The organism is Fontibacillus phaseoli, from assembly GCF_003337355.1.
Classification (GTDB): Bacteria; Bacillota; Bacilli; order Paenibacillales; family Paenibacillaceae; genus Fontibacillus; species Fontibacillus phaseoli.
The window spans coordinates 26,279-49,507 of sequence record NZ_QPJW01000005.1 but is presented as its reverse complement, the minus strand read 5'-3'; the positions used below and the strand labels follow the sequence as shown (position 1 = coordinate 49,507).

Genomic DNA, 23,229 nt, shown 5'->3' with positions numbered 1-23,229 from the left:
ATCTGGAGGGGAACATGGAAAAACTTAATTTTAATGAAGAGCAATTGAAAACGCGGATTCACGATAGAATTTTGTTTAAACTAAATAATTGTTTACCGCACCAAGCTACTACTAATCAAAACGATGCTGCGTTTAAACCATTAATTGACAATCATAATATTCTAGATATTGAATTCTTTTCCCATCGAAAATTTGCAGGGAAATTTATTGTTTCTACAAAGAAGCTTTTGAGGAAATTGCTTCGCCCGATTTTTATGAAGCAGATTCAATTTAATCAGAAGGTAATCGATCAGTTATATGTTGTTGACCGGCAAGTAGTGGATAATGATGCCTCAAATAAGGAGCTTTTTAAAAGTATATCTGTTGAAATAACCAATGATATTATCGATGAATGCAAAATGGCACTTCAGGAAGTTGCTCGTTCTAATGTAGAGAGTATCCGAAATTTTTATGAAGATGAGCTCCAGACTAAAATCAGCGAACAGATTAGTGAGCAGATTAGAGTCCGTGAAGATCAAATAAACGAACAAATAAGCACTTTAAAAATTCAATTAAATAGGGATATAAAGAGTAATCTTTATAGGGATCTTGCGGTATTTGAAGGAAATCATAATAATGAGTTGAATCGATACCATCTGCTTCTGATGGCTTTAAGAGAAAATCCGGAGAATTTGGATCTTGAGACTGAAGTAATATCAGCTTTTGAAAGTATGAACAAAAGTGGGTTGAAAACGAATGATTCTATATAATGCGAGGATAACTCCAATCGTTGAAGAAACACAAGTTATTACGACTTCGGGTAGAATGAGCTCAATTTCATTATTAATAACAAACATTGGCGAGGAAGTATGGTATGCGTACAATAAAGATCATCCGGTTTTAATAGGCTATCATTATAAAAATGATAAGGGTGCTGTTATTGAAGGTATGCGCACAAAATTGCCATATAATATAGCCCCGGGTGAGAGCGTATTAGTAAAATGCAACTATATTGTTTATTCAAAACTCGATTCCATAGACATGGAGTGGGATTTAGTACGTGAAGGGGATTCCTGGTTTAAATCGTATGGTTCGGATTCTCTCATTATCGGAGTGGATTTAACTAAGGATTCATCTAATGCCGAAGAAAATGGAGTAGATCAGAACTTGGCGATTGTTTGTAAGGGACTGAGTAAAAAGTTTAAATTGTATTCTCAAAATAGCGCTAAATTGATTGAATTATTTTCTGCTGGAATAGTAAAAAAACATCAAGAATTTTGGGCTTTGAAAAACCTTTCGTTTGAGGTGAAAAAAGGGGAAACATACGGAATTATTGGTTTCAATGGTTCCGGAAAAAGCACGTTGCTTAGTATCCTTGCTCAAACTAAGCAACATACCCAGGGCGTTTTTAAAGTTAATGGCAGAATTGCAGCATTGCTTGAGTTAGGTGCGGGATTTCATCCGGAATTAACCGGCAGACAGAATGTTATCTACAATAGTTATTTATATAGCATTCCAAGTCATGAGATAGAAAAAAAGATGGGGGCTATCCAAGAATTTGCTGCTATAGGAGATTTCTTTGATAAACCGGTGAAAAGTTATTCAAGTGGTATGTATGTTAGGCTAGCTTTTTCATTGGCCATTCATGTTGACCCGGATGTACTTATAATCGATGAGGCTTTGGCAGTCGGGGATGAAGTGTTTCAAAGAAAGTGTTATTCGAAATTTGAAGAATTTAAGGCTTTGGGAAAAACAATTATTTTAGTAACACATGATTTGAATGCTGTTAGAGCTTTATGTGACCGGGTAGGCATCATTTATGATGGAAGCTTAATATTCGAGGGTAGTTCAAATGAAGTTGTGAATTACTACCAAAAGATGTCATTGACAGCAAATCTCCAAGTGGCAGCTCATACTGAGAATGAAAGTAAAGAATTGCGATACGGAAATGGAAAAGCTAAGATAATTGATTATGAATTAAAAGATCAGGAAGGCGTTTCAACAACAATTTTCAAAAGTGGAGAAAAAATCAACATTTACATTAAGGCTGAGGTGTTTGAGCAAATATCCTCTCCTGTTTTTGGTGTGATTATAAAAACAATAAATGGGATCGAAGTATTCGGTACTAATACCAAAATTTTAGGGGAAAAGATAGGTACTGTTAGTAAAGGCGACACTATAATTACTGAGTTACAATTCCCGAATTATTTAAATGAAGGGACGTATTTTTTAACTTTAGGAATTACAGACCAATCGGGAAATGAAACTGTTACAATTGATCGCATGATTGATGTCTCTTTTATACGGGTCTTAAATGATATTAAATCCATTGGATTGGTAAATATGAATATAGAGGCAGGGATTAAAATCGATGTTCAATAACAATTTGATTTTAAAAAACCCCAAAATATATATTTTTTGTTTTTCATTTAAGAAAGATAAGGATATTGAAGCAATAAAAAAAGAGGCGCGAACTTATTATCAAACCTATAAATCTATAGACAATAGAGTTGACTTCAAGTTTATTTCACTGGAAGAAGAATTGGGTGACAATGTAGAAAAGTATGAAGAACAATATGATATTTATTACTGGGGTATGAACTTTGGTGGTTTACTTCAAAAGGAAAAACCTGATATTATTCATATTTTTGCAGATAGCTTAGATGGATATTATTTGTTTGAGAAAAGTTATTCTCCTTCTTCATTTGTTACTTTGTATACTATTACTGGTATGGTCGGATTAAATAAATATGATGAAGGTTATTTGATACATTTAAGACATGCTATAGATGTTGGAAACTTATATTTATTTGTTGAATCAACTTTTGTTAAAGAGGCTTTTGAACAAGTAGGGCTCCAAGCCCATATTATGCTTCCTAAGCTTAAGAATGGCTTGGTAAAAAGTCAACAGACAAGGTCCGGAGATAAATGTTTTACAATTGGATTCGCATCTTCCCCCTTGTCAAAAGATATATGGGAGGACCGGGGGATATATTTACTCGTTTCTGTAGCGAAGCAACTGAGTGATTACAAATTCAAACTTGCATGGAGATATGAGGGTTACCAAGAAATGGTAGATCTGTGCAGAGAATCAAATGTCAATAATGTAGAGATTCATAATGGATTTTTGGATATGGAGAAATTTTACGACGATATTGACGTCATGATTGCGCCATATACTTCAAACAATAATAATCATTCATGCCCATTATCTATTGTTGAATCAGTTCTCTACGGCATCCCTGTTTTGGTATCAGAGTATGTCGGTTTAAAAGATATTATTACTAGTTATGAAATAGGAGTTGTTTCAAAAAGCGACAGTGCGGAGATGGTAGCTAAGCTTAAAAAAATCGAGGAGAATTACAATTACTATAAGCTAAATGCCGATAGATATGGCAAAGAACTGTTTGATATTAATAATTTCGAGAATAATAACTACTTGAAAATCTATAATGAACTAATAAGTCAGATGCCTTCACCGACATTGAAAGAATGGCAGGAAGAGTTGGATGCTAACGGAAAGTACTTAGTGATGGATCGCATCGGAATGGCTGAATACTACAATGATTCATTTATTGCACAAAATTATGATGTATCTAGGTTTTCGGAATTTCCGATGAGAACTTACGATAAGCTAGAGCGAATGGCCGTCAATCTGCTTATTAAAAGGTTTTCTCAAAAATCTTTTGGGGAAAATGAAATTTTGGATATTGCCTCTGGAGATGGAAGGATTCTTCAGGCTTTGCTTGGTTTTGGAGAAATAACTGCCGTTGAAAACTCCTCTTTTATGATAGCTACTTCCGTTAAAAAATTGTCAGGAACGGTTTGTTATGTTAAGAATGACTTTTTTAATTTTATGACAGATAAAAAGTATGACATTATCACAGTATTTAGATTTATTCGACACTTTAATTATAATGATAGAAAAATTCTGTATAAAAAGCTGAATGACTTTTTAGAAGAAGGTGGGATAATTCTCGCGGATTTCCCTAATACATCGGCAGAAACTCAGTTACGCTCTTCCCTTAAGTGGGCATCATTCAATGTTTATGATGTGTTTTGGCATCTATTTGAATTGATCAATGAGCTTAATGATAATGGATTTGAAATATTAGATCATATATCGGTTGGAGAATATTTGAATGCAGGCAAAATTCCTGACCAACTAGCTTTATCGAGAATAGTTTGCTTCAGAAAAAAACAGGCGGTAATAATATGAAAAAGAAGATAGCAATTTGCCACGCTCAAGTCCCCTTTGTTCGTGGTGGTGCAGAATTGTTAGTTGAGTCCTTGTATGAAGAGTTAAGGAAGAGAAACTATAATGCGGAGGTTGTTTCTCTTCCTTTCAAATGGTACCCGAACGAACAGCTTATTCAAAGCATGATGAACTGGAAGTTCATTGATTTATCCGAGAGTAATGGGGAAAAAATAGATCTGGTTATAGGCACGAAATTCCCTTCTTATGGTATAGAACATAATAATAAAGTTACCTGGTTAGTGCATCAATTTAGGCAGGTTTATGACTTGCTCGGTACACAGTACAGTAACTATGATTATTCTCCTGAGAGTTTGTCGGTAAGAGAGCTAGTGAATCGATATGATTATAATAGTCTCTCTGATTCCAAAAAAATCTATACTATTGCTCAGAATACAACAGATCGGTTAGCTAATTATAACAAAATTGATTCTGAAGTATTATATCATCCTCCAAAACATGTGGGTTTTTACTATTCTAATAACTTTGATAATTATATACTCTCTGTAGGTAGATTGGATAAATTAAAAAGAGTGGATATTTTGATAGAATCGTTAAAGAATGCTGATCCTAAAGTTAAATGTATTATTGCGGGGCAGGGGCCTGAAAGAGAAAATTTGGAGAGTTTAGCTTCAAAACTTGGCTTATCAGACAGGGTGGAATTCCTTGGGTTTGTTGAGGATAAGCAATTGCTTGATTTGTACGCCAACTGTTTAGCAGTTTATTTTGCGCCGTATGATGAAGATTACGGATATATAACATTAGAGGCATTCTTATCCTCAAAACCGATTATTACTTTGGATGATACCGGTGGAGTGCTGGAATTTGTTAAAGATGATGTAAATGGTTATGTTTCTTCAAACTCCTCTCAAATTTCGATGAAAATTGATTATTTATATCATAATAAAAAAGTTGCAAAAGAATTCGGAAAATCAGGACATGATTCTGTAAAACATATATCTTGGGATCATGTTATAGATTGTTTGACGGAAACAATAAGATAGGGGTTTGAAAATTGAAAAAGATAGCGTACTTTTCACCGTTAAATCCGATTCGATCAGGGATTTCTGACTACAGTGAGGATCTATTACCGGAGTTGTCTAAGGTTTATGACGTAGAAGTATACGTCGAAAATGGATTTCAAGTTGAAAATACCAACATAAAAGAGAATTTCGTAATAAGGGAGTATGCTGAATTTTCGAAGAGATATAATGATAAACAATATAGTGCAATTCTTTATCATATGGGAAATAACTACTCCGCGCACAAAGAAATTTATGAATTTATCTTGAAATATCCTGGAATCGTGGTACTTCATGACTATTCATTGCATCATTTCTTTGCAGCTAAGACATTGGAACAGGGCAACTTAGATGAATATCGTGAAGAGATGTTGTATTGTCATGGTAAAGAGGGGCTTGATGAGGCAAATAGATTTTTGAACGGTGAAATATCTCCGATATGGGAGAGTAATTCGCTAAAATATCCACTTAATTTACGGATATTGGATAATTCAGCAGGCATTATTGTGCATTCGCAGTTTGCAAAGGATCTGTTAAGAGAACAAGCAAGTTATGTGCCCATCGAAGTTGTACCTATACCAGCACCACACATTAGTAAATTAGAGGATATTGAGAGAGAAAAAGAAGATGCTCGGGGAGAACTAGGTATCAATAGAGATGATTTTGTCATAAGTGCTCTAGGATACGCTAACCCTACGAAGAGAATTGATAAAGTAATTTCAGCTCTCTCGGTAATAAAGTCGAAGCAGTTTATCAAAAAATTTAAATTCTATATTGTTGGGGAAGTTCCGCCCTCGTATCCAATTCAAGAGCTTGTAAGGAAGCATAAGTTAGAGAATGAAGTTGTGTTTATAGGTTACGTTAACCTCAAGGACTTTGATAAATACATTGCTGCTTCAGATATGTGCGTTAACCTGAGATATCCGACACAAGGGGAGAATTCTGCTAGTTTGCTTAAGATAATGGGGCGCGGTAAGCCAGTGATTACTACTAATATTGGTTCGTTTTCTGAGTTCGCAGATGATGTTGTGCTTAAGGTGAACATTGGAAAAGATGAAATATCTCATTTGGTTGAGGAATTGGTAAGAATATTTAGAATGGATAGATCAATTATATCAAGTAAAATTCTCGAGTTAACTAACAACAACCACACTATTGAAATTTCTTGTTTAAAATATTCTATGTTTATAGATGATATTGTGAGAGGGAACAAGGTCAATATTAATTTGGGCATTAGTTCGTATCTTGATAGATTTACCTCGATTTTTGATTCAATAGAAAATGATACAGGAAAAACAGTTGAGTTAAATATTTCAAAAATATACAAAGTATTTTATAAAAAAACAGGGGATAGTTATGATTAAACAGACTAAAAAAAATATTGGTTATATAATAGTATCTGTGCTACTTTCTATTATTTTCACCTTTTCTATACTTAAGTTATGGAACGCTGACTTGTCTGTTCCCTTTAGTTACTCTGGTGATTCTCTTCTTACCGGATTAATGATCAAAAGCATTATTAATAATGGGTGGTATTTATCGAACAACTTTGTTGGGGCACCATTTGGGTTAGAATTTTATGATTTTACGATGTTTGATAATTTTTTTCTATTTCTTATCAAAATACTATCCTTATTTACTTCCCATTATGCTCTCATTTTTAATTTATATTTTTTGCTAACATTCCCACTAACGGCAGCTCTTTCATTTTATGTTTTCAAGAAAATGAATTTTTCCGCTTTTATTTCTCTTATAGGAAGCCAATTGTTTACATTCGTTCCGTATCATTTTCTGAGAGGTCAGCCTCATCTGTTTTTAGCCTCATATTTTTTTGTTCCTATTATTGTGTTGATACTATATAAGGTTTATGCTTCTGAAGTGAACTTTTACCAAATTAATAACAGGAAATTAAAGCTGAATATAAATAAAGCGAATTTCCTTTTAGTGTTATTTTGTCTGGTATTCTCTTCATGCGGGATTTATTATACTTTTTTTTCGTGCTTCTTTTTGAGCATCATAGGTATTTCTGCTTGGATTAACAAAAAGAAGACTAGAAACTTGATAAATGCTTTGATAATTATCGCTATACTTTTAGTTGGAAGTTTGATAAATATAGCTCCTAACATAGTTTATAAAATTGGTAATGGAAATAATATAGCTGTAGCAAATAGAAGTTACGTCGAATCTGAAGTTTACGGGTTGAAAATTTCACAACTTTTATTACCTGTTACATCACATAGAATTTCTTATCTTGAACAATTAAAAGCATCTTATAATAGTCATTCTCCGTTAGTAAATGAGAATGATTTTTCAAGCTTGGGCATATTAGGTAGCATTGGTTTTGTAATTTCCTTGATTTTATTATTTTTAAGAAATCGTTTCAGGTCAAATAAACTCCCCTTATTTTTTAGTGAGATGAATATCTCTGCTCTGTTGTTAGCAACAATCGGGGGATTCGGTACTTTGTTTGCCATGATAATTTTGCCTGAGATTAGAGCATACAATCGTATCTCTATTTTCATCTCATTTTTTTCAATATCAATGTTCTTAATTGTAGCCGATATATTAAAGGGGAAAATCAAAAAAAATGGGTATAGATATTCCTATAATATTTTGCTTTTTTTAATTATGGTGTTTGGTTTACTTGACCAGACAACAAGTTCCATGGTGCCAAATTATTCTTCCACCAAACAGGAATTTGATAGTGATAAATCATTTGTTGAAAGAATAGAAAAGTCCTTGCCTACTGGGGCCTTAGTTTTTCAATTTCCTTACGTACCATTTCCAGAAAATCCACCCGTAAATTTTATGGGAGACTATGAATTATTGAAAGGGTACATGCATAGCGATTCGTTGAGATGGAGCTATGGAGCAATGAAAGGGCGGAAGGCGGACCTATGGATTAAAAATGTGGCTTCAACTTCTTCGACAAACGAGATTATTGAAAAATTGTCCTTTTCAGGATTTAGCGGAATTTATGTTGATAGAAGGGGGTATGGGGATAACGCTAACTTGATTGCTAATGAAATTCAAAAAATTCTACAAACTACTCCAATAGAAAGTGATAATAAGAGATTATTATTTTATGATATGAATAATTATAATCAGAGGTTGAAGTCAAAATTCTCAACACAAGAATGGAATGAGAAAGCTAATGATACGCTCCATCCGCTACTGATTTCTTGGAGTACTGGTTTTTATGATATGGAGCAATCCGGAAATAACTACTGGAGATGGAGCAGTTCAGTAGGTGAGTTGGATATAAATAATTTTTCAGACACTAGTAAAAAGTTAAGATTAGAAGGGGTAATATCAACTGGTTCTAGTATTAAATCAGATTTGTATATTAAAAGTGAATTAATTAACAACGAAATCGAATTAAATAGTTCAGGTCAATTTATAAATTACGAATTGGTGGTGCCTCCTGGTAAATTTACAATAAAATTCATGAGTAATGCCGACAGAATAGTAAATTCAGATCCCCGAGAACTTGTCTTTAAAATTTCCGATTATAAAATAGTCGAAATTAAAATAGACTAATTAAAAATTGACTTCAAAGAAACAGTATTATTAAATTTGGAGAATTTAGGAGAAATTTAATCGTGGAGCATGAAAGAGAAGCGGAAAACAAAAGAAGTTTTGTTTTGGGTTTTATTGTCACACTATTGTCATTAGTGGTGGTCTATATTTTGTGCATATTCGTTAAGAAAGAAGTAACCAATAGTATTTATTTTGAGATAAGTGGATTATTTACTGTAAGTGTCGATTCTTTCTTACCCGAACCTCAAGAAAGGCTAAGATTCGTACTTTCGGTAATCTGTTTTCCAGTAGTTATATCATTAGTTTATTTGCCTATTAATAAAGTCATTTCAAAAATTTCATCTCGAATTACAGATACACTATTTAGGATTTTCGTAGCAATATCAATTCTTATTTTGGTTTCTTTACTTTGGATTTATGGCAGACAGGATTCGAATCATTTTTTCATCAGAGATTATTTTCTATTAAACGAGCCTTTAATTTCAGTGTTACTAATCGTTTTAATGGCTATGACATTTTTCTTGTTTAAGTATAAAAAGTTAAACTTTGAATTGCAGACATCCCATTGTCGGAGGATTAATTTATTCGCTAGTATCCTAATCATTAGTGCTCTATTGCTGATATCACTTACTAATGTTTACTCTGTATATTCAATTAATGATACTGGGATGTACACTAGTCACTTGAATGCAGTATTTCATTCCGTGGCAGCGATTTATAAAGGCGAGAGTTTGCTTGTCGATGTTAATAACCAATATGGTTTATATCCTCATTTTTTGGAGATTATATTTAGAATTATTGGATTGGATGTTTTTAAATTTACTTTGGTCATGAGCCTACTGATTTTTCTTTGCTTCTATTTTTTATATAAATCTTTGGATCACTTAATAACAAAAAAAGCCTTTGTAATCCTAGGAATATTTTTCGTTATATTTTATGGTTACGTTCACTTTAAAGTTTACAGCAGAGATCCGTATTTTCAATATTACCCGATAAGAACATTATTCCCGACATTATTAATTTATTGTTCCATCATTTTCTTCAAGCAACAAAGCAAAAGAAAGTACTACCTTTTTACACTGTTATTTTCTATGGGTGTTCTTTGGAATCTCGATACGGGGTTAATTGTGTTAATTGCTTGGGTTTTGGTATTGATCTACGACAGCGCTCTACAAGATCAATCGTTTGGTTCGGTTATTAGAAAGAGTAGTAAACATATTATTACCGCGATAATTTGTTTAATTGTAGTGGTTCTGTTCTACTGCTTGTTCATCTACCTTCGCTCAGGACAGATCCCCGACATCGTTGAGTTTTTCAGTTATCAGATCTATTTTTATGGTTATGGTTTTTTTATGTTGCCAATGGAATTGATTCACCCGTGGAATTTGGTGGCTTTAACTTACATTGTAGGGTTAGTTATATCTTTCATTGGATTTATTAATAAAAGCAGAACCACCATGATGAGATTGATTTTTCTTCTTTCTATTTTGGGTACTGGCTTGTTCAGCTATTATCAAGGGAGAAGTCACAATCATGTGTTATCCTTGGTTTGGTATCCTGCTTTAATGTTGCTTATACTATACATATATTTGCTATACGAAAGGCAACGCAATTATTTTAGAAATGGTGAGAAGCAGAGCTGGATTTTTTCTTTTATTTCTATAGTCTCAATATTATTTTTAGTATTTACTTTTATTACTCTTCTCAGCAGCGGTAAAGAACTTTATAGTGTTATGAATGAAAGGTGGTCTAAATTAGTTGAAAGAAACGAGACTCCTGTTACCAATGAGTTAAGCTTTATTAAAGATAACACGTCTATGGACGAGAAAGTCTTGATATTGTCTTACCATTCGGGGATTGACTACTTGAATTCTAATGCCGATCCATTCTTGAATATACCTGGCACATCGGAACTATTTTTGAAGAAAGACTATGAAAGAATCTTTGCGGCGATAGAAGATAGTTCATTGAACAAAGTGTTTATCGATAACAATTTTATTAGTAATATCCAACTGAATTACGGCTTTAATGTAAAGGTATTGAGTTTATTATATGAAAATTTTGATATTGTAGACCGAAGCGACTTGGGCAATGTATTGTTGCTTGAGAGGAAAGAAACGAGTAATTCGCATTTGAAAATGGAATCACTTCCAGAAATCAAAAATTCGTTGCATTATTATATTTATGATAATTTTTATGTTGGCTATCCTGATACTAATGAGATTATTGGGATAAAAGAAAATTTATCAGGTATTAACCTGGATCAACAATTTACTATAGAAGTAGTTGTCAAGCCCGAGAATATACAAGCACCATTCGCTGCTATAATCGGGAATCACCCTGGTAACGGAGGGCAGGGCTTTGTAATTCAGCAAGAAAATAAAAATCAAAATAAATACAATTTTAGTTATGGGGATGGGAAAGGATGGAATACCACATCAAGTGTCCAACTAGATCCTGATAAATGGAACTACCTAACGGTTACTTACGACCATGGGGTTGTAGTAATTTTTAAAAATGGAGTGTTACAAAATAAAATTGAAAATGATCAATTGTTATTCGAGAATAGTGAAATGCCACTGTCAATTGCCAACTGGGTGAATCAGGATAGAGCGTTTAGAGGCGAGATCAGGGAGGCAGTAATAAGTAATGAAATTTTATCACAAGAAACAATTGCGGATCGATGGAAGATCATAGGTGGAAAATGAATAAATCGGTGAAGTTTATTATTGTCGGAGTTCTAAATACATTAGTTGGTTTTGTTGTTTATGCGGGATTTATTCAGTTTGTAAACCGTAATTATTTTATTGCTCTTGTTTTCTCTCATATTGTCGGAGTTGCGCATAGTTATCTTTGGAATAATAAATGGACTTTTGGCCAAAAAAATTATCAAGCTAAGAGTGCTGCAAAATTCGTAGTGGTTTATATTTTTACGTTTTTGGTAAATTTGTTTCTATTATTTATTTTAGTTGATACAATGGGAACAAATAAGCTAATTGCTCAGGGAATTGCGCTATTTATTACTACTCTAATCAGTTTTTTTGCTCATAAGCATTGGAGTTTTCAAAATAAATCAGAATCTGAAGGGGTGCAGTAATGCTAAAGCGAGGAGAAATTGTCTTTAATAAGGTTAAACAAAGTTATGCTTTAATTAGCAGCGAACAAGACCAAACTCAGGGTTATGAGCTGAATCAAACGTTGCCGGAGAATTATGCGGAAAAATACCATGTCGAGTTAACAGATATTGATCTTAATACCTCCCTTTATCTTGATATACGAACAAAAATTGATATAGATTTAAAAGAAGTGGAGAAGGTATCAAAGCTACAGCACAAGGATTTGGAGAGAATAAAAAGACTGGAAATCCTGTTCAAAGTCGAAGAGTATTATGACTTATTCCACTCCGATCGGGGCAAAAATTTTGATTCTGAGAAATCACCCGTAGTATATGGTGGGCGTGTATACGACGAAAAGGAAATGCGAAGCTTAGTGGATTCGTCATTAGATTTTTGGTTAACGGCTGGCAGATATAACAAGCAATTTGAAAAGGAATTCGCAGAGTATCTTGGAGTAAGATATGCATTGCTTACAAACTCGGGGTCTTCAGCCAATCTATTAGCGTTTTCTGCATTAACTTCACCGAAGTTAAAAGAAAAACGCATTATGCCGGGTGATGAAGTGATTACCGTTGCTGCAGGTTTCCCTACAACAGTTAATCCTATTGTCCAAAATGGTGCTGTTCCAGTTTTTATCGATGTTGAACTTGGAACCTATAATATTAGGGTTGAAAAAATAGAAGGTGCTATAACTCCCAAAACTAAAGCTATAATGGTTGCCCATACAATGGGAAATCCGTTTGAATTGGATAAGGTTATGGAGATTGCTGACAAATACGGCCTTTGGGTAATAGAAGACAACTGTGACGCACTTGGTTCAATTTACAATGGCAAATTGACGGGGACATATGGCCATATTGGCACATCCAGTTTCTATCCTCCACATCACATGACTATGGGAGAGGGTGGTGCTGTGTATACTAATAATGCCCTACTAAAATCAATCATAGAATCGTTCCGTGACTGGGGGAGGGATTGCTGGTGTCCATCCGGTTGCGATAATACATGTAATAAGCGGTTTGGTTGGGAACTTGGGTCATTGCCTTATGGTTATGATCATAAATATACTTATTCCCATATCGGTTACAACTTACGTGTAACTGAGATGCAAGCAGCAATTGGAGTAGAACAATTAAAAAAGGTCCCTTCATTTACTGAGGCTAGAAAGGCAAATTTCAAACGCCTGTATGAAGGTTTGAAAGAACTTGATGAGTTTTTAATTTTACCTCATGCGACTAATAATTCCGATCCTAGCTGGTTTGGTTTTATAATGACCGTTCGAGATGGTGCCCATTTTACTAAAAATGAAATTGTAAACTTTCTTGAAACTAATAGAATTCAAACGAGAATGTTATTTGCCGGGAATTTGACAAGACAACCGTCCTTCCAGGGAGTGAATTACCGAATACACGGAGAACTAACCAATACTGATAAAATACTGAACGATACATTTTTAATTGGAGTTTATCCTGGATTGACAGATGCCATGATCGATTATGTGATTGATAAAATTAGGAAGTTTGTTCTTTCAAAATAACTGGAGGAGGATACTTAATTGAAGGTTGTTATACTAGCCGGAGGTTACGGCACAAGAATTAGTGAAGAGTCGCACCTTAGACCGAAGCCAATGATCGAAATCGGGCAAAAACCAATACTATGGCATATAATGAAGCTTTATTCCCAGCATGGTTTCAATGATTTTATCATTTGTCTTGGCTATAAAGGTTTTTATATTAAAGAGTACTTTGCCCATTATTTTCTTCATGAATCGGATGTAACCTTTGATTTTAGAAATGATAATCAGTTGATTACTCATCAGCATACAGCTGAACCTTGGAAGGTTACCCTTGTCAATACAGGCATTGATACGATGACTGGTGGAAGAGTAAAAAGGGTCAAGGATTATATTGGCCAGGAGCCTTTTATGCTTACTTACGGTGATGGAGTGTCAGATGTAAACATAACGGAACTTGTTCAATATCATAAATTACATGGCAGACTTGCAACTGTTACGACAGTACAGCCGAGTGGAAGATTTGGTGCATTAGATATTTCACTAAATAATGAAGTGAATGGTTTTCAGGAAAAGCCCAAGGGGGATGGTTCTTGGATTAATGCAGGCTTTTTTGTACTTGAACCTGAAGTGTTAAATTATATAGCTGCAGATCATACAGTTTTTGAGAAAGAGCCTTTAGAAGGATTAGCGAAAACTGGACAGTTAATGGGATATAAACATGAGGGATTTTGGCAGCCCATGGATACGCTCAGAGATAAAAATTATCTTGAAGATCTATGGAAATCGGGCAAAGCTCCTTGGAGAACGTGGGAGAAGGAATCGGTGGATGCATTATGATAGACGCTAACTTTTGGAAAGATAAAAAGGTGTTTATAACGGGTCATACGGGATTTAAGGGTTCATGGCTCTCCATATGGTTAACATCTCTTGGAGCCAATGTGACTGGTTATTCGCTAAATCCGACAACCAATCCTAATTTATTTGAGTTAGCCGATATAGAAGCATTGATAACTAGACACGTGATTGCTGATATTAGAGATAGAGATTCGCTATTATGTGCTATGCAGGAGGCTCAACCGGAGATTGTGATTCATATGGCTGCACAACCTTTAGTTCGGGAGTCATATAAAAATCCGGTGGATACCTACGCTACGAATGTTATGGGGACCGTTAACCTTTTTGAGTCTGTCAGATCTTGTGAAAGTGTTTCTGTAGTGGTCAATGTAACTACCGATAAATGTTATGATAATAAAGAATGGGTATGGGGATATAGAGAGGATGAACCGCTGGGCGGTTATGATCCTTATTCTAGTAGTAAAGCCTGCTCAGAATTGGTCACTAGCGCTTATCGTAATTCTTTCTTTAATAATCCTAATGAACGTTTCGTAGCTGTAGCCTCTGCTAGAGCTGGCAATGTTATCGGAGGCGGAGACTGGGCAGAGGATCGACTTGTACCTGATTGCATCCGTTCAATTCTTACAGGAGATCCGGTGATTTTAAGAAACCCAAACTCCATTAGACCATGGCAGCATGTCTTGGAACCACTTAGTGGCTACCTGCTCCTTGCACAATCGTTATATCAACATGGGAGAGAGTTTTCAAGTGCATGGAACTTTGGCCCTCATGATGAAGATGCTAAACCTGTCGAGTGGATCGTAAGAAAGATATGTGAAAAGTGGGGAAGGGGGGCCTCTTTTGATATTGACGCAAGTCCTCAACCTCATGAAGCCCATTTTCTCAAATTAGATTGTTCTAAAGCAATTACTAATCTAAAATGGAGTCCAAGATGGGACTTGGATACAGCCATTGATAAAATAATTGAATTTACTAAAGTATTTGAAGATGATAAGACAGCCTTGAGAGGGATTTGTCTTGCACAAATTAATGAATACCAGAACTCCTAGGAGGGCCGACTCATGAAGTTATCAGACTACGTCATTGATTGTTTGAAAAAGGAAGGCATCTCACATGTTTTTGAGTTCATTGGTGGAGCGATAGTGCATCTACTCGATTCTATTTCACTTAGGAATGATATAGAATGCATCTCAGTTAGACATGAACAAGCCGGTGCTTTTGCAGCAGAAGCTTATGCTAGGATGAATGGTAAATTAGGAGTAGCTATGGCCACTAGTGGACCGGGTGCCTTGAATTTATTAACGGGCATTGGAAGTTGCTACTTCGACTCAGTTCCTTGCCTTTTTATAACGGGACAAGTAAATACTTATGAATATAAATTTGATAAACCAGTTAGGCAGATTGGATTTCAAGAAACAGATATCGTAAGCGTTGCAAAACCCCTGACTAAATATGCAGAACTCGTAACTGATCCTAAGAATATTAGATATGAGTTGGAAAAGGCTGTTTATTTAGCCCAAAAGGGAAGACCAGGCCCAGTTTTGTTGGATATACCAATGAACGTACAAAGAGCAGATATTGATCCGGATACTTTGGAGAGCTTCTATGAGAGCGAAGAATATTACAAATTAGAGGGAAATAAAGCCGTTTCAATTGAATGCCTAGATCATGTAGTTTCACTTATAAAGGATGCTAAAAGACCGTTGGTACTTGCTGGTGGAGGGGTTCGGTTAAGTAATGCTTGCGAGGAATTGAAACTATTTCTAGATTTAACAGGCCTGCCATTAGTAAGTTCCTTAATGGGATTAGATGTAATTCCACATAGCAATCCTCAGTTTGTTGGTCTGATTGGTTCTTATGGTAATAGATATAGCAACTTGGCCCTGGCTAACTGTGATTTATTGATAATCCTAGGTTCCAGATTAGATAGTAGGCAAACAGGTACTCGACCGGACACATTTGCAAGAGGTGCAAAAAAAATCCATGTCGATATAGATAGCTTGGAATTAAATAATAAAGTACAAGTAGATATTTCAATAAAGTCGGATTTGCGACAATTCTTGAGTAGCCTTAATAGCGCTTTAGTTAACTTTAAAAGACCAAATATTAGCGAATGGCAAGACATGATTAAGACTTTGAAAGAGAAATACCCAACATATTCTTTTAAACCAAGTGAGAATGAAATTGAACCCAATCGTTTCATGGAACTTCTTTCCTCCAAGTCAGGTCATTTTGGGGCTGTTTGTTTAGATGTGGGACAGCATCAAATGTGGGCCTCCCAATCGTTTGAAATCCAAGATGGGCAGAGGCTTATTAATTCCGGTGGTATGGGTGCAATGGGATTTGCATTACCAGCAGCTATAGGTGCTGCATTAGCCTCGTCTAAAGAAGTATTGGTTATCGCAGGGGACGGTGGTATTCAATTAAATATACAAGAGCTTGACACGATCACCAGATTGCATCTGCCAATAAAAATTGTTGTGCTTAACAATAATTCGCTTGGGATGGTAAGGCAATTTCAGGATTTATATATGGATGGGCGACAACAGTCGACGGTCAATAAAAATCCTTCTTTTAATGCAGTGTTTAAGGCTTATGGAATTCCCTCATATCAAATTGATTCGTCTGATAACGTAGCTATTGTTGATGAATTCTTGTCTGTAAATGGCCCGTCATTTTTAGAAGTTAGATTAGAGAAAAAGACAGAAGTACACCCTAAGTTAGTTGTAAATAGACCAATAGAAGATATGTTTCCTTATCTTGACCGTAAAGAACTTAAGGAAATCATGCTAATTGATTTAGTTGAAGAAATGGATATTCCGAAGTAGGAGTGCAACTATGGGAAAAGATGCGATGAAATCGATTGCTATACTTGGGGCTTCGGGACATGTAGGGAAAAACGTTACTAAGTTTCTTAGTGAAAAACCTAACTATCGAATTTATCTGTTTGTGAGATCTCAAAGAAAAATGGTCAGTTTTTTACGAGAAAATAAGATGATGAATAATGACAACATTAGTATTTTCACTTATGAGGATTTTAGACAAGGTATGTATGATATTGTAATCAATTGTATTGGTATTGGGGACCCAAATGAATTACTCAGACAACCTTACCGAATCTTTCAGATCACAGAGGAATTTGATAATTTAGTATTAAATTATATTGGGAATAATTCAAATACCCTCTATATTAATTTTAGCAGTGGGGCTATTTATGGTACTGATTTTAATGAAGAGGCCTCAGAGTCCAAACTTGCTTCAATTGATATAAACCATTTAGGGATAAAGGATTTTTATGGTATATCCAAATTACACATGGAAGCTAAGCATCGAAGCTTGGCTAATAATTTTATAGTGGATATCAGAATATTTGGTTTCTTTAGTAGATATATTGATAGGAATTCTAGTTTCTTTCTTAACGATGTCACAAACAGCATTCTAAATAATAAGCCGCTTATCACAAGCAGGCAAAATATGATTCGTGATTATATCCATCCTTCGGATTTAATGCTACTGATTGAGTGTTGTATTGATAAGCACTCGATTAATACTTCATATGATGCATACTCATTGAACCCAGTTACAAAGGTTGAAATAATAGAACAATGTATCATGGAACATAAGTTACAAGTCCAATATCAAAATGATGCAGGACAATCCCAATCGGTTACGGGCTCAAAGAGCAATTATTACTCCGTTAATAAAAGTGCAGCAGAGATAGGGTATTGTCCAAGCTACAGTTCGATGAAGTGTGTCTTAGAAGTAATTAACCAACTGAAATCGGGGATATTAAATGTATAAAATAAGTATTGTGACTCCTTGTTATAATGAGGAAGATAACGTTGAAGAGTTATATAGACAAGTTAAGGAAGTATTTAAGACTATTGACGACTGTGTTTATGAACACATTTTTATCGATAATGATTCCAAGGATCGTACAGTAGCAATTCTTAAAGGTTTGGCTGCAATTGATCAAAATGTAAAAATTATTGTTAATTCACGCAATTTTGGACATATCCGCTCGCCTTATCATGCGTTGCTACAGGCTCAAGGGGATGCGGTTATTTTGCTCGTAGCAGATCTCCAGGACCCTCCTTCTATGATTAAGGACTTTATCGTAAAATGGAAGGAAGGCTACAAAGTTGTTCTTGGCGTAAAAAACCAAAGTAAAGAAAGTCCTGCCATGTTTGCCATACGAAAAATGTACTACAACTTCATCAATAGAGTTTCAGAGATTGAATTAACCAAAAACAATACAGGTTTTGGTCTATACGACAAAAAAATTATTGAAATTCTTAGACAAGTCGATGATCCATATCCTTACTTTAGAGGGCTAATATCCGATATTGGATTTGAAAGCTATAAAATCAAATACGTCCAGCCTGTGAGAAAAAGAGGAATCACTAAAAATAATTTTTATACGTTGTATGACATAGCTATGTTAGGAATTACAAATCACTCCAAGGTTCCATTGAGACTAGCCGCAATGATTGGTTTCTTAATGTCTGCGCTAAGCCTTATAGTTGCATTGGGTTATTTCATTGCAAAATTGATTTATTGGAATTCATTTTCAATGGGGACAGCCCCACTTATTATTGGTTTGTTTTTATTTTCTTCAGTGCAGCTATTTTTTATAGGGATTATTGGAGAATATATTGGGTCAATTCATACTCAGGTGCTAAAGAGGCCTCTTGTTGTCGAAAAGGAAAGAATAAATTTTACAAGTTGTGATGACTAGATAAAGAAATCTTGAGCCAGAAATTAATTTTTAGGTTAAATAACCAGTCGCTGTTCCGGTGACTGGTTATTTAGTTTAGTTCAATCCACTGTCTATTTCTGGAGTTGGAAAATCGAATACTTGCTACCTTTTTTTTTGAAGAATAAGATCGTTCAACCAGTCTATTGAATATAAATAGCTATTCGGCAGAATTACAATATATTTTGAGTCTTTTACCGCGCGATTTGCCTCTATTTTGAATACATCCAAAGGTTTTCCCAATATTAATTGAGGGCTTCTCACGTAAAAATTCGCAATCGCTTGCCGGATATGATTAGGCTCTTCCTGATATAATAAAAGCTTATCTTGCGGATTTAATGAGTCACTTAATAATCGTAATTCCGAACAAGAATCCAATGAACATACTACTCATATACAAGGCATTAAAGAATAATAGGAACATCATAAGCATTACTGTTTTTTGCCTAAATAACTTGAGATGCCGACTAAAAATGATTCCGTCTAAAATGGACAGGCTGATAGTTATTAGTGAGAGTAGCAAATAACTTTCCATAGAGTTAATATGGAATAAGATATTCATAAAGTCTTAAAAATAAACCAGACCTAGACATTTTTCGTTTTAAAAACAAGTTATATCCGGATGCATCGAACGTATTTGAATCAGTATTCCGTTTAACTGGGCCATATTGCTGTGCATTCTCTGCGATGTCGTGTATACCAATACGTCACTGTCTACTGTAATGGTCTGTAGTCCCTTCACGGTCAGCGGGATATGAGTATAAATAGTAGAATAGAACCATTTGCAAAATCACTTAGGCAATAACAATAAGCTTGCTCCAAGTCCGGCATAATAAAGCAGGAGGTAAGCTCCGATATATATACCATCATGTGATTTAAGGCGACTATAGAACTATATTTATAATGAAAGGATAATTGCATGAAAGCCATCATTCTAGCCGGCGGGACAGGCTCCCGCCTCTATCCTTTAACTAAAGTTACCAATAAGCACCTTCTCCCCGTTGGTAGATATCCTATGATATTTCACTCGGTTTATAAGTTAAAACAAGCGGAGCTCAAGGACATTCTCATTGTTACTGGCAAGGAACACATGGGTGATGTAGTAAACTTGCTAGGCAGCGGAAACCAGATGGGGGTAACCTTAACTTATAAAGTTCAGGATGAGGCCGGGGGGATTGCACAAGCTCTTGGCTTAGCTGAACATTTTGTGGGAAACGACCAGATGGTAGTCATTTTGGGCGACAATGTATTTGGTGATGATATTTCAACCTATGTCTCTAATTTCCGGAAACAGAAAACCGGCGCAAAGATACTTATTCAACAAGTGCCGGATCCAACCCGCTTTGGAGTTCCCGAACTTCTTGGGGAGAATATTGTGTCCATCGAAGAAAAACCCGCACAACCGAAATCTAATTTCGCTGTTACCGGTATCTATATGTTTGACCACAAGGTGTTCGAAATAATTAAGACTTTAAAGCCTTCTTCCCGGGGCGAATTGGAAATCACGGACGTAAATAATGCATATATTGAAAAAGGTGAGCTTACTTTTGACGTATTGCAAGGCTGGTGGACGGATGCAGGAACGCACGCTTCGTTAGCAAAGGCAAATGAACTGGCAAAGGATTTAATTTTCGGTGAGGAACTTGGCAAACTCAAGCTTTAGTTAGGAGGATCCTTGACTATGAATGTGACCTCGTTAAAATTGCAAGGGGCAGCATTACTTGAACCGGTGGTACATGGGGACCACCGGGGCTTTTTTATGGAGAGCTACAATGAGGAAGTCATGCATTCACTCGGGTTGAAGTATAACTTTATTCAGGATAATCAATCTTTGTCTGCTGAACCAGGAGTCGTGCGCGGCTTGCACTATCAATTGAATCCGCAAGCTCAGACAAAACTGATCCGTGTCTTAACCGGAGCAATTTACGATGTAATTCTCGACATTCGTAAAAATTCGCCTACTTTCGGTCAATGGGTAGGCGTTATCCTTAGTGAGTACAACAAACGTCAGCTTCTAGTTCCAAAAGGATTTGCTCACGGATTTTGTACTTTGGTGCCAAACACCCAAGTTTTATATAAAGTAGATGAATACTATTCCCCTGAACACGACCGCGGCATATTATGGAATGATCCGGCGTTACATATCGATTGGCCGGTGAGTGAACCGCAGCTGTCGGACAAGGACCGTCGGCACCCGCTTTATGCGGATGCGGAAATGAATTTCGACTAGGAGGAACTCATTCCATGAAATTGCTCGTTACCGGCGGTGCCGGATTTATCGGCAGCAACTTTGTTCTATACATGCTTAGTCAACATCCTGATTATAAAATCGTAAATGTGGATGCTTTGACTTACGCAGGAAATTTGGAAAATCTGAAATCGGTCGAGAAGCATTCGAATCATACGTTTGTTAAAGCGGACATTACCGACGCCAAGGCGATGAATGAGCTGGTCGGTCAAGGCGTTGATGTCGTAGTCAATTTTGCGGCTGAATCGCACGTGGATCGGAGTATTTTGGAACCGGATGTGTTTGTGAAGACGAATGTACTTGGAACGCAGGTTTTATTAGATGCTGCCCGAAGTCATAATATTAAGAAATTCGTCCAGGTTTCTACGGATGAAGTCTACGGTACTCTCGGGGAAACGGGACTATTCAGCGAAACTACGCCGCTCGCCCCAAACAGTCCTTATTCGGCAAGTAAAGCCGGCGGGGATATGTTGGTTCGTGCTTATCATGAAACTTTCGGTTTGCCGGTCAATATAACTCGTTGTTCGAACAATTACGGACCATATCAATTTCCGGAGAAGTTAATCCCATTAATGATATCGAAAGCATTAGCCGATGAGCCGCTTCCGGTGTACGGGGACGGACTGAATATTCGGGATTGGCTGTATGTCGAGGATCACTGCAGTGCCATAGACCTTGTAATTCATCAAGGGCGCAATGGTGAAGTATACAATATAGGCGGAAATAACGAACGAACCAATCTTCACATCGTGAAGACGATTTTGCACAAGTTAAGTAAGCCGGAGACGCTGATCACTCATGTTAAAGATCGTCCAGGGCATGACCGCAGGTACGGAATCGACCCGACGAAGACAATGACCGAACTCGGCTGGAAACCGCAGCATTCTTTTGAGACTGGTATAGGGGAGACGATTTCCTGGTATTTGGACAATAAGGAATGGTGGAGCAGGATTCAATCCGGAGCCTATCAGGAATATTACGCCAAGCAATACGGAGAGCGCTTGGGTGATAGAGAATGAAAGTATTAGTAACCGGAGCTGCCGGGCAACTAGGATCTGACGTAGTTATACTGTTTGAAAAAGCAGGTCACACCGTATGGCCCAGTGATCGGGATTCCCTGGATATTACCGACCTCGATGCTTGTTTTCAGAAACTAAATGAGTGCAAACCTGACGCAGTGATTCATTGCGCTGCATACACAGCCGTGGATCAAGCTGAACAAGAGATTGATGCCGCATATGCCGTCAATGCCGTAGGAACCCGGAATTTGGTGCTTGCCAGTGAACGGGTGGGAGCGAAGTTCTGCTATATTAGTACAGATTACGTATTCGACGGAATGTCGGACGTTCCTTATCACGAGTACGATTATACAAACCCTCAGAGCATTTACGGAAAATCGAAGCGGGCTGGCGAAGTACTGGTTCAGAGTCTGTCTTCTGCTTTTTTTATCGTGAGGACTTCGTGGGTTTACGGAATGCATGGCAATAATTTTGTTAAAACCATGCTCCGATTAGGAGAAGAAACATCGGTACTTAACGTGGTAAATGACCAAAAAGGATCTCCGACTTATACGACCGATTTGGCGGAATTTATCCTGGAACTGGTTCAGACCGAGAAGTACGGAATCTACCACGCCTCCAATACGGAATCGTGCACCTGGTATGAATTTGCCCAGGAGATTTTTTCGGAAGCGAGAAGCATTTTAGGAAAAGATTATCCGGTACAGGTTCAACCCTGTGCAACGGAGGATTTCCCGCGTCCTGCTCCCCGCCCTAGAAATTCCGTAATGGAGCACTTATCGATTCGCACAAATGGATTAAACGATTTACGGCCTTGGAGAGAAGGCCTGAGAGCTTTTATCAAGGATCTCTTCGAAACCGTCACGTAGATCGGAAAAATAGTTACGGAAGCTAAATCGCATAAATTACTTTATCCTTAAAAA

Annotated in this window: 18 protein-coding genes; all 18 read left to right on the top strand. The window is 36.3% G+C overall.

From position 1 onward, the window contains the following. The first annotated feature begins 14 nt into the window (after nucleotides 1-14). The 18 genes from DFP94_RS14420 to rfbD all read left to right on the top strand — a co-directional run bounded on the left by DFP94_RS14420 (nucleotide 15) and on the right by rfbD (nucleotide 23,175). Nucleotides 15-749, top strand: coding sequence for a hypothetical protein (locus DFP94_RS14420; RefSeq protein WP_114497178.1), 735 nt, complete (start codon nucleotides 15-17; stop codon nucleotides 747-749). Next, nucleotides 736-2,361, top strand: coding sequence for an ABC transporter ATP-binding protein (locus DFP94_RS14415; RefSeq protein ID WP_114497177.1), 1,626 nt, complete (start codon nucleotides 736-738; stop codon nucleotides 2,359-2,361). The genes DFP94_RS14420 and DFP94_RS14415 overlap by 14 nt, the downstream gene beginning before the upstream one ends. Next, nucleotides 2,351-4,198, top strand: coding sequence for a glycosyltransferase (locus DFP94_RS14410; RefSeq protein ID WP_114497176.1), 1,848 nt, complete (start codon nucleotides 2,351-2,353; stop codon nucleotides 4,196-4,198). The genes DFP94_RS14415 and DFP94_RS14410 overlap by 11 nt, the downstream gene beginning before the upstream one ends. Further along, entirely contained in the window at nucleotides 4,195-5,238 is a 1,044-nt protein-coding gene (locus DFP94_RS14405; protein ID WP_114497175.1) for a glycosyltransferase family 4 protein, read from the top strand. The genes DFP94_RS14410 and DFP94_RS14405 overlap by 4 nt, the downstream gene beginning before the upstream one ends. A gap of 11 nt (nucleotides 5,239-5,249) precedes the next feature. After that, nucleotides 5,250-6,620 (top strand): glycosyltransferase family 4 protein, encoded by a 1,371-nt coding sequence (locus tag DFP94_RS14400; protein WP_114497174.1) that lies wholly within the window; start codon nucleotides 5,250-5,252, stop codon nucleotides 6,618-6,620. Beyond that, the gene (locus DFP94_RS14395) at nucleotides 6,613-8,796 is read left to right on the top strand and encodes a hypothetical protein (RefSeq protein ID WP_114497173.1); all 2,184 of its coding nucleotides are present in this window, start codon (nucleotides 6,613-6,615) and stop codon (nucleotides 8,794-8,796) included. The genes DFP94_RS14400 and DFP94_RS14395 overlap by 8 nt, the downstream gene beginning before the upstream one ends. Before the next feature lie 62 nt (nucleotides 8,797-8,858). Further along, the gene (locus DFP94_RS14390; RefSeq protein ID WP_114497172.1) at nucleotides 8,859-11,504 is read left to right on the top strand and encodes a LamG domain-containing protein; all 2,646 of its coding nucleotides are present in this window, start codon (nucleotides 8,859-8,861) and stop codon (nucleotides 11,502-11,504) included. Continuing rightward, on the top strand, nucleotides 11,501-11,893 hold the full coding sequence (locus tag DFP94_RS14385) for a GtrA family protein (protein ID WP_181873157.1): 393 nt from the start codon (nucleotides 11,501-11,503) through the stop codon (nucleotides 11,891-11,893). Before DFP94_RS14390 ends, DFP94_RS14385 begins: the two co-directional genes overlap by 4 nt. Then, entirely contained in the window at nucleotides 11,893-13,449 is a 1,557-nt protein-coding gene (gene rfbH / locus DFP94_RS14380) for a lipopolysaccharide biosynthesis protein RfbH (RefSeq protein WP_220270920.1), read from the top strand. The genes DFP94_RS14385 and rfbH overlap by 1 nt, the downstream gene beginning before the upstream one ends. 18 nt (nucleotides 13,450-13,467) lie before the next feature. Further along, on the top strand, nucleotides 13,468-14,265 hold the full coding sequence (gene rfbF / locus DFP94_RS14375; protein WP_114497170.1) for a glucose-1-phosphate cytidylyltransferase: 798 nt from the start codon (nucleotides 13,468-13,470) through the stop codon (nucleotides 14,263-14,265). After that, the gene (rfbG, locus tag DFP94_RS14370) at nucleotides 14,262-15,332 is read left to right on the top strand and encodes a CDP-glucose 4,6-dehydratase (protein ID WP_114497169.1); all 1,071 of its coding nucleotides are present in this window, start codon (nucleotides 14,262-14,264) and stop codon (nucleotides 15,330-15,332) included. The genes rfbF and rfbG overlap by 4 nt, the downstream gene beginning before the upstream one ends. A gap of 12 nt (nucleotides 15,333-15,344) precedes the next feature. Beyond that, nucleotides 15,345-17,111 (top strand): thiamine pyrophosphate-binding protein, encoded by a 1,767-nt coding sequence (locus tag DFP94_RS14365; protein ID WP_114497168.1) that lies wholly within the window; start codon nucleotides 15,345-15,347, stop codon nucleotides 17,109-17,111. A 10-nt stretch (nucleotides 17,112-17,121) separates the two neighbouring features. Then, nucleotides 17,122-18,084, top strand: coding sequence for an NAD-dependent epimerase/dehydratase family protein (locus DFP94_RS14360; protein WP_114497167.1), 963 nt, complete (start codon nucleotides 17,122-17,124; stop codon nucleotides 18,082-18,084). Beyond that, nucleotides 18,077-19,021 (top strand): glycosyltransferase family 2 protein, encoded by a 945-nt coding sequence (locus tag DFP94_RS14355; protein WP_114497166.1) that lies wholly within the window; start codon nucleotides 18,077-18,079, stop codon nucleotides 19,019-19,021. The genes DFP94_RS14360 and DFP94_RS14355 overlap by 8 nt, the downstream gene beginning before the upstream one ends. A 937-nt stretch (nucleotides 19,022-19,958) precedes the next feature. Next, on the top strand, nucleotides 19,959-20,702 hold the full coding sequence (locus DFP94_RS14350; protein WP_114497165.1) for a sugar phosphate nucleotidyltransferase: 744 nt from the start codon (nucleotides 19,959-19,961) through the stop codon (nucleotides 20,700-20,702). Between the two features lie 18 nt (nucleotides 20,703-20,720). Next, nucleotides 20,721-21,269 (top strand): dTDP-4-dehydrorhamnose 3,5-epimerase, encoded by a 549-nt coding sequence (gene rfbC / locus DFP94_RS14345; RefSeq protein ID WP_114497164.1) that lies wholly within the window; start codon nucleotides 20,721-20,723, stop codon nucleotides 21,267-21,269. A 14-nt stretch (nucleotides 21,270-21,283) separates the two neighbouring features. Next, nucleotides 21,284-22,306, top strand: a complete 1,023-nt coding sequence (rfbB, locus tag DFP94_RS14340) for a dTDP-glucose 4,6-dehydratase (RefSeq protein WP_114497163.1) — start codon at nucleotides 21,284-21,286, stop codon at nucleotides 22,304-22,306. Further along, complete coding sequence (gene rfbD / locus DFP94_RS14335; protein ID WP_114497162.1) at nucleotides 22,303-23,175, top strand: dTDP-4-dehydrorhamnose reductase; 873 nt, start codon at nucleotides 22,303-22,305, stop codon at nucleotides 23,173-23,175. Before rfbB ends, rfbD begins: the two co-directional genes overlap by 4 nt. Nucleotides 23,176-23,229: the final 54 nt, after the last annotated feature.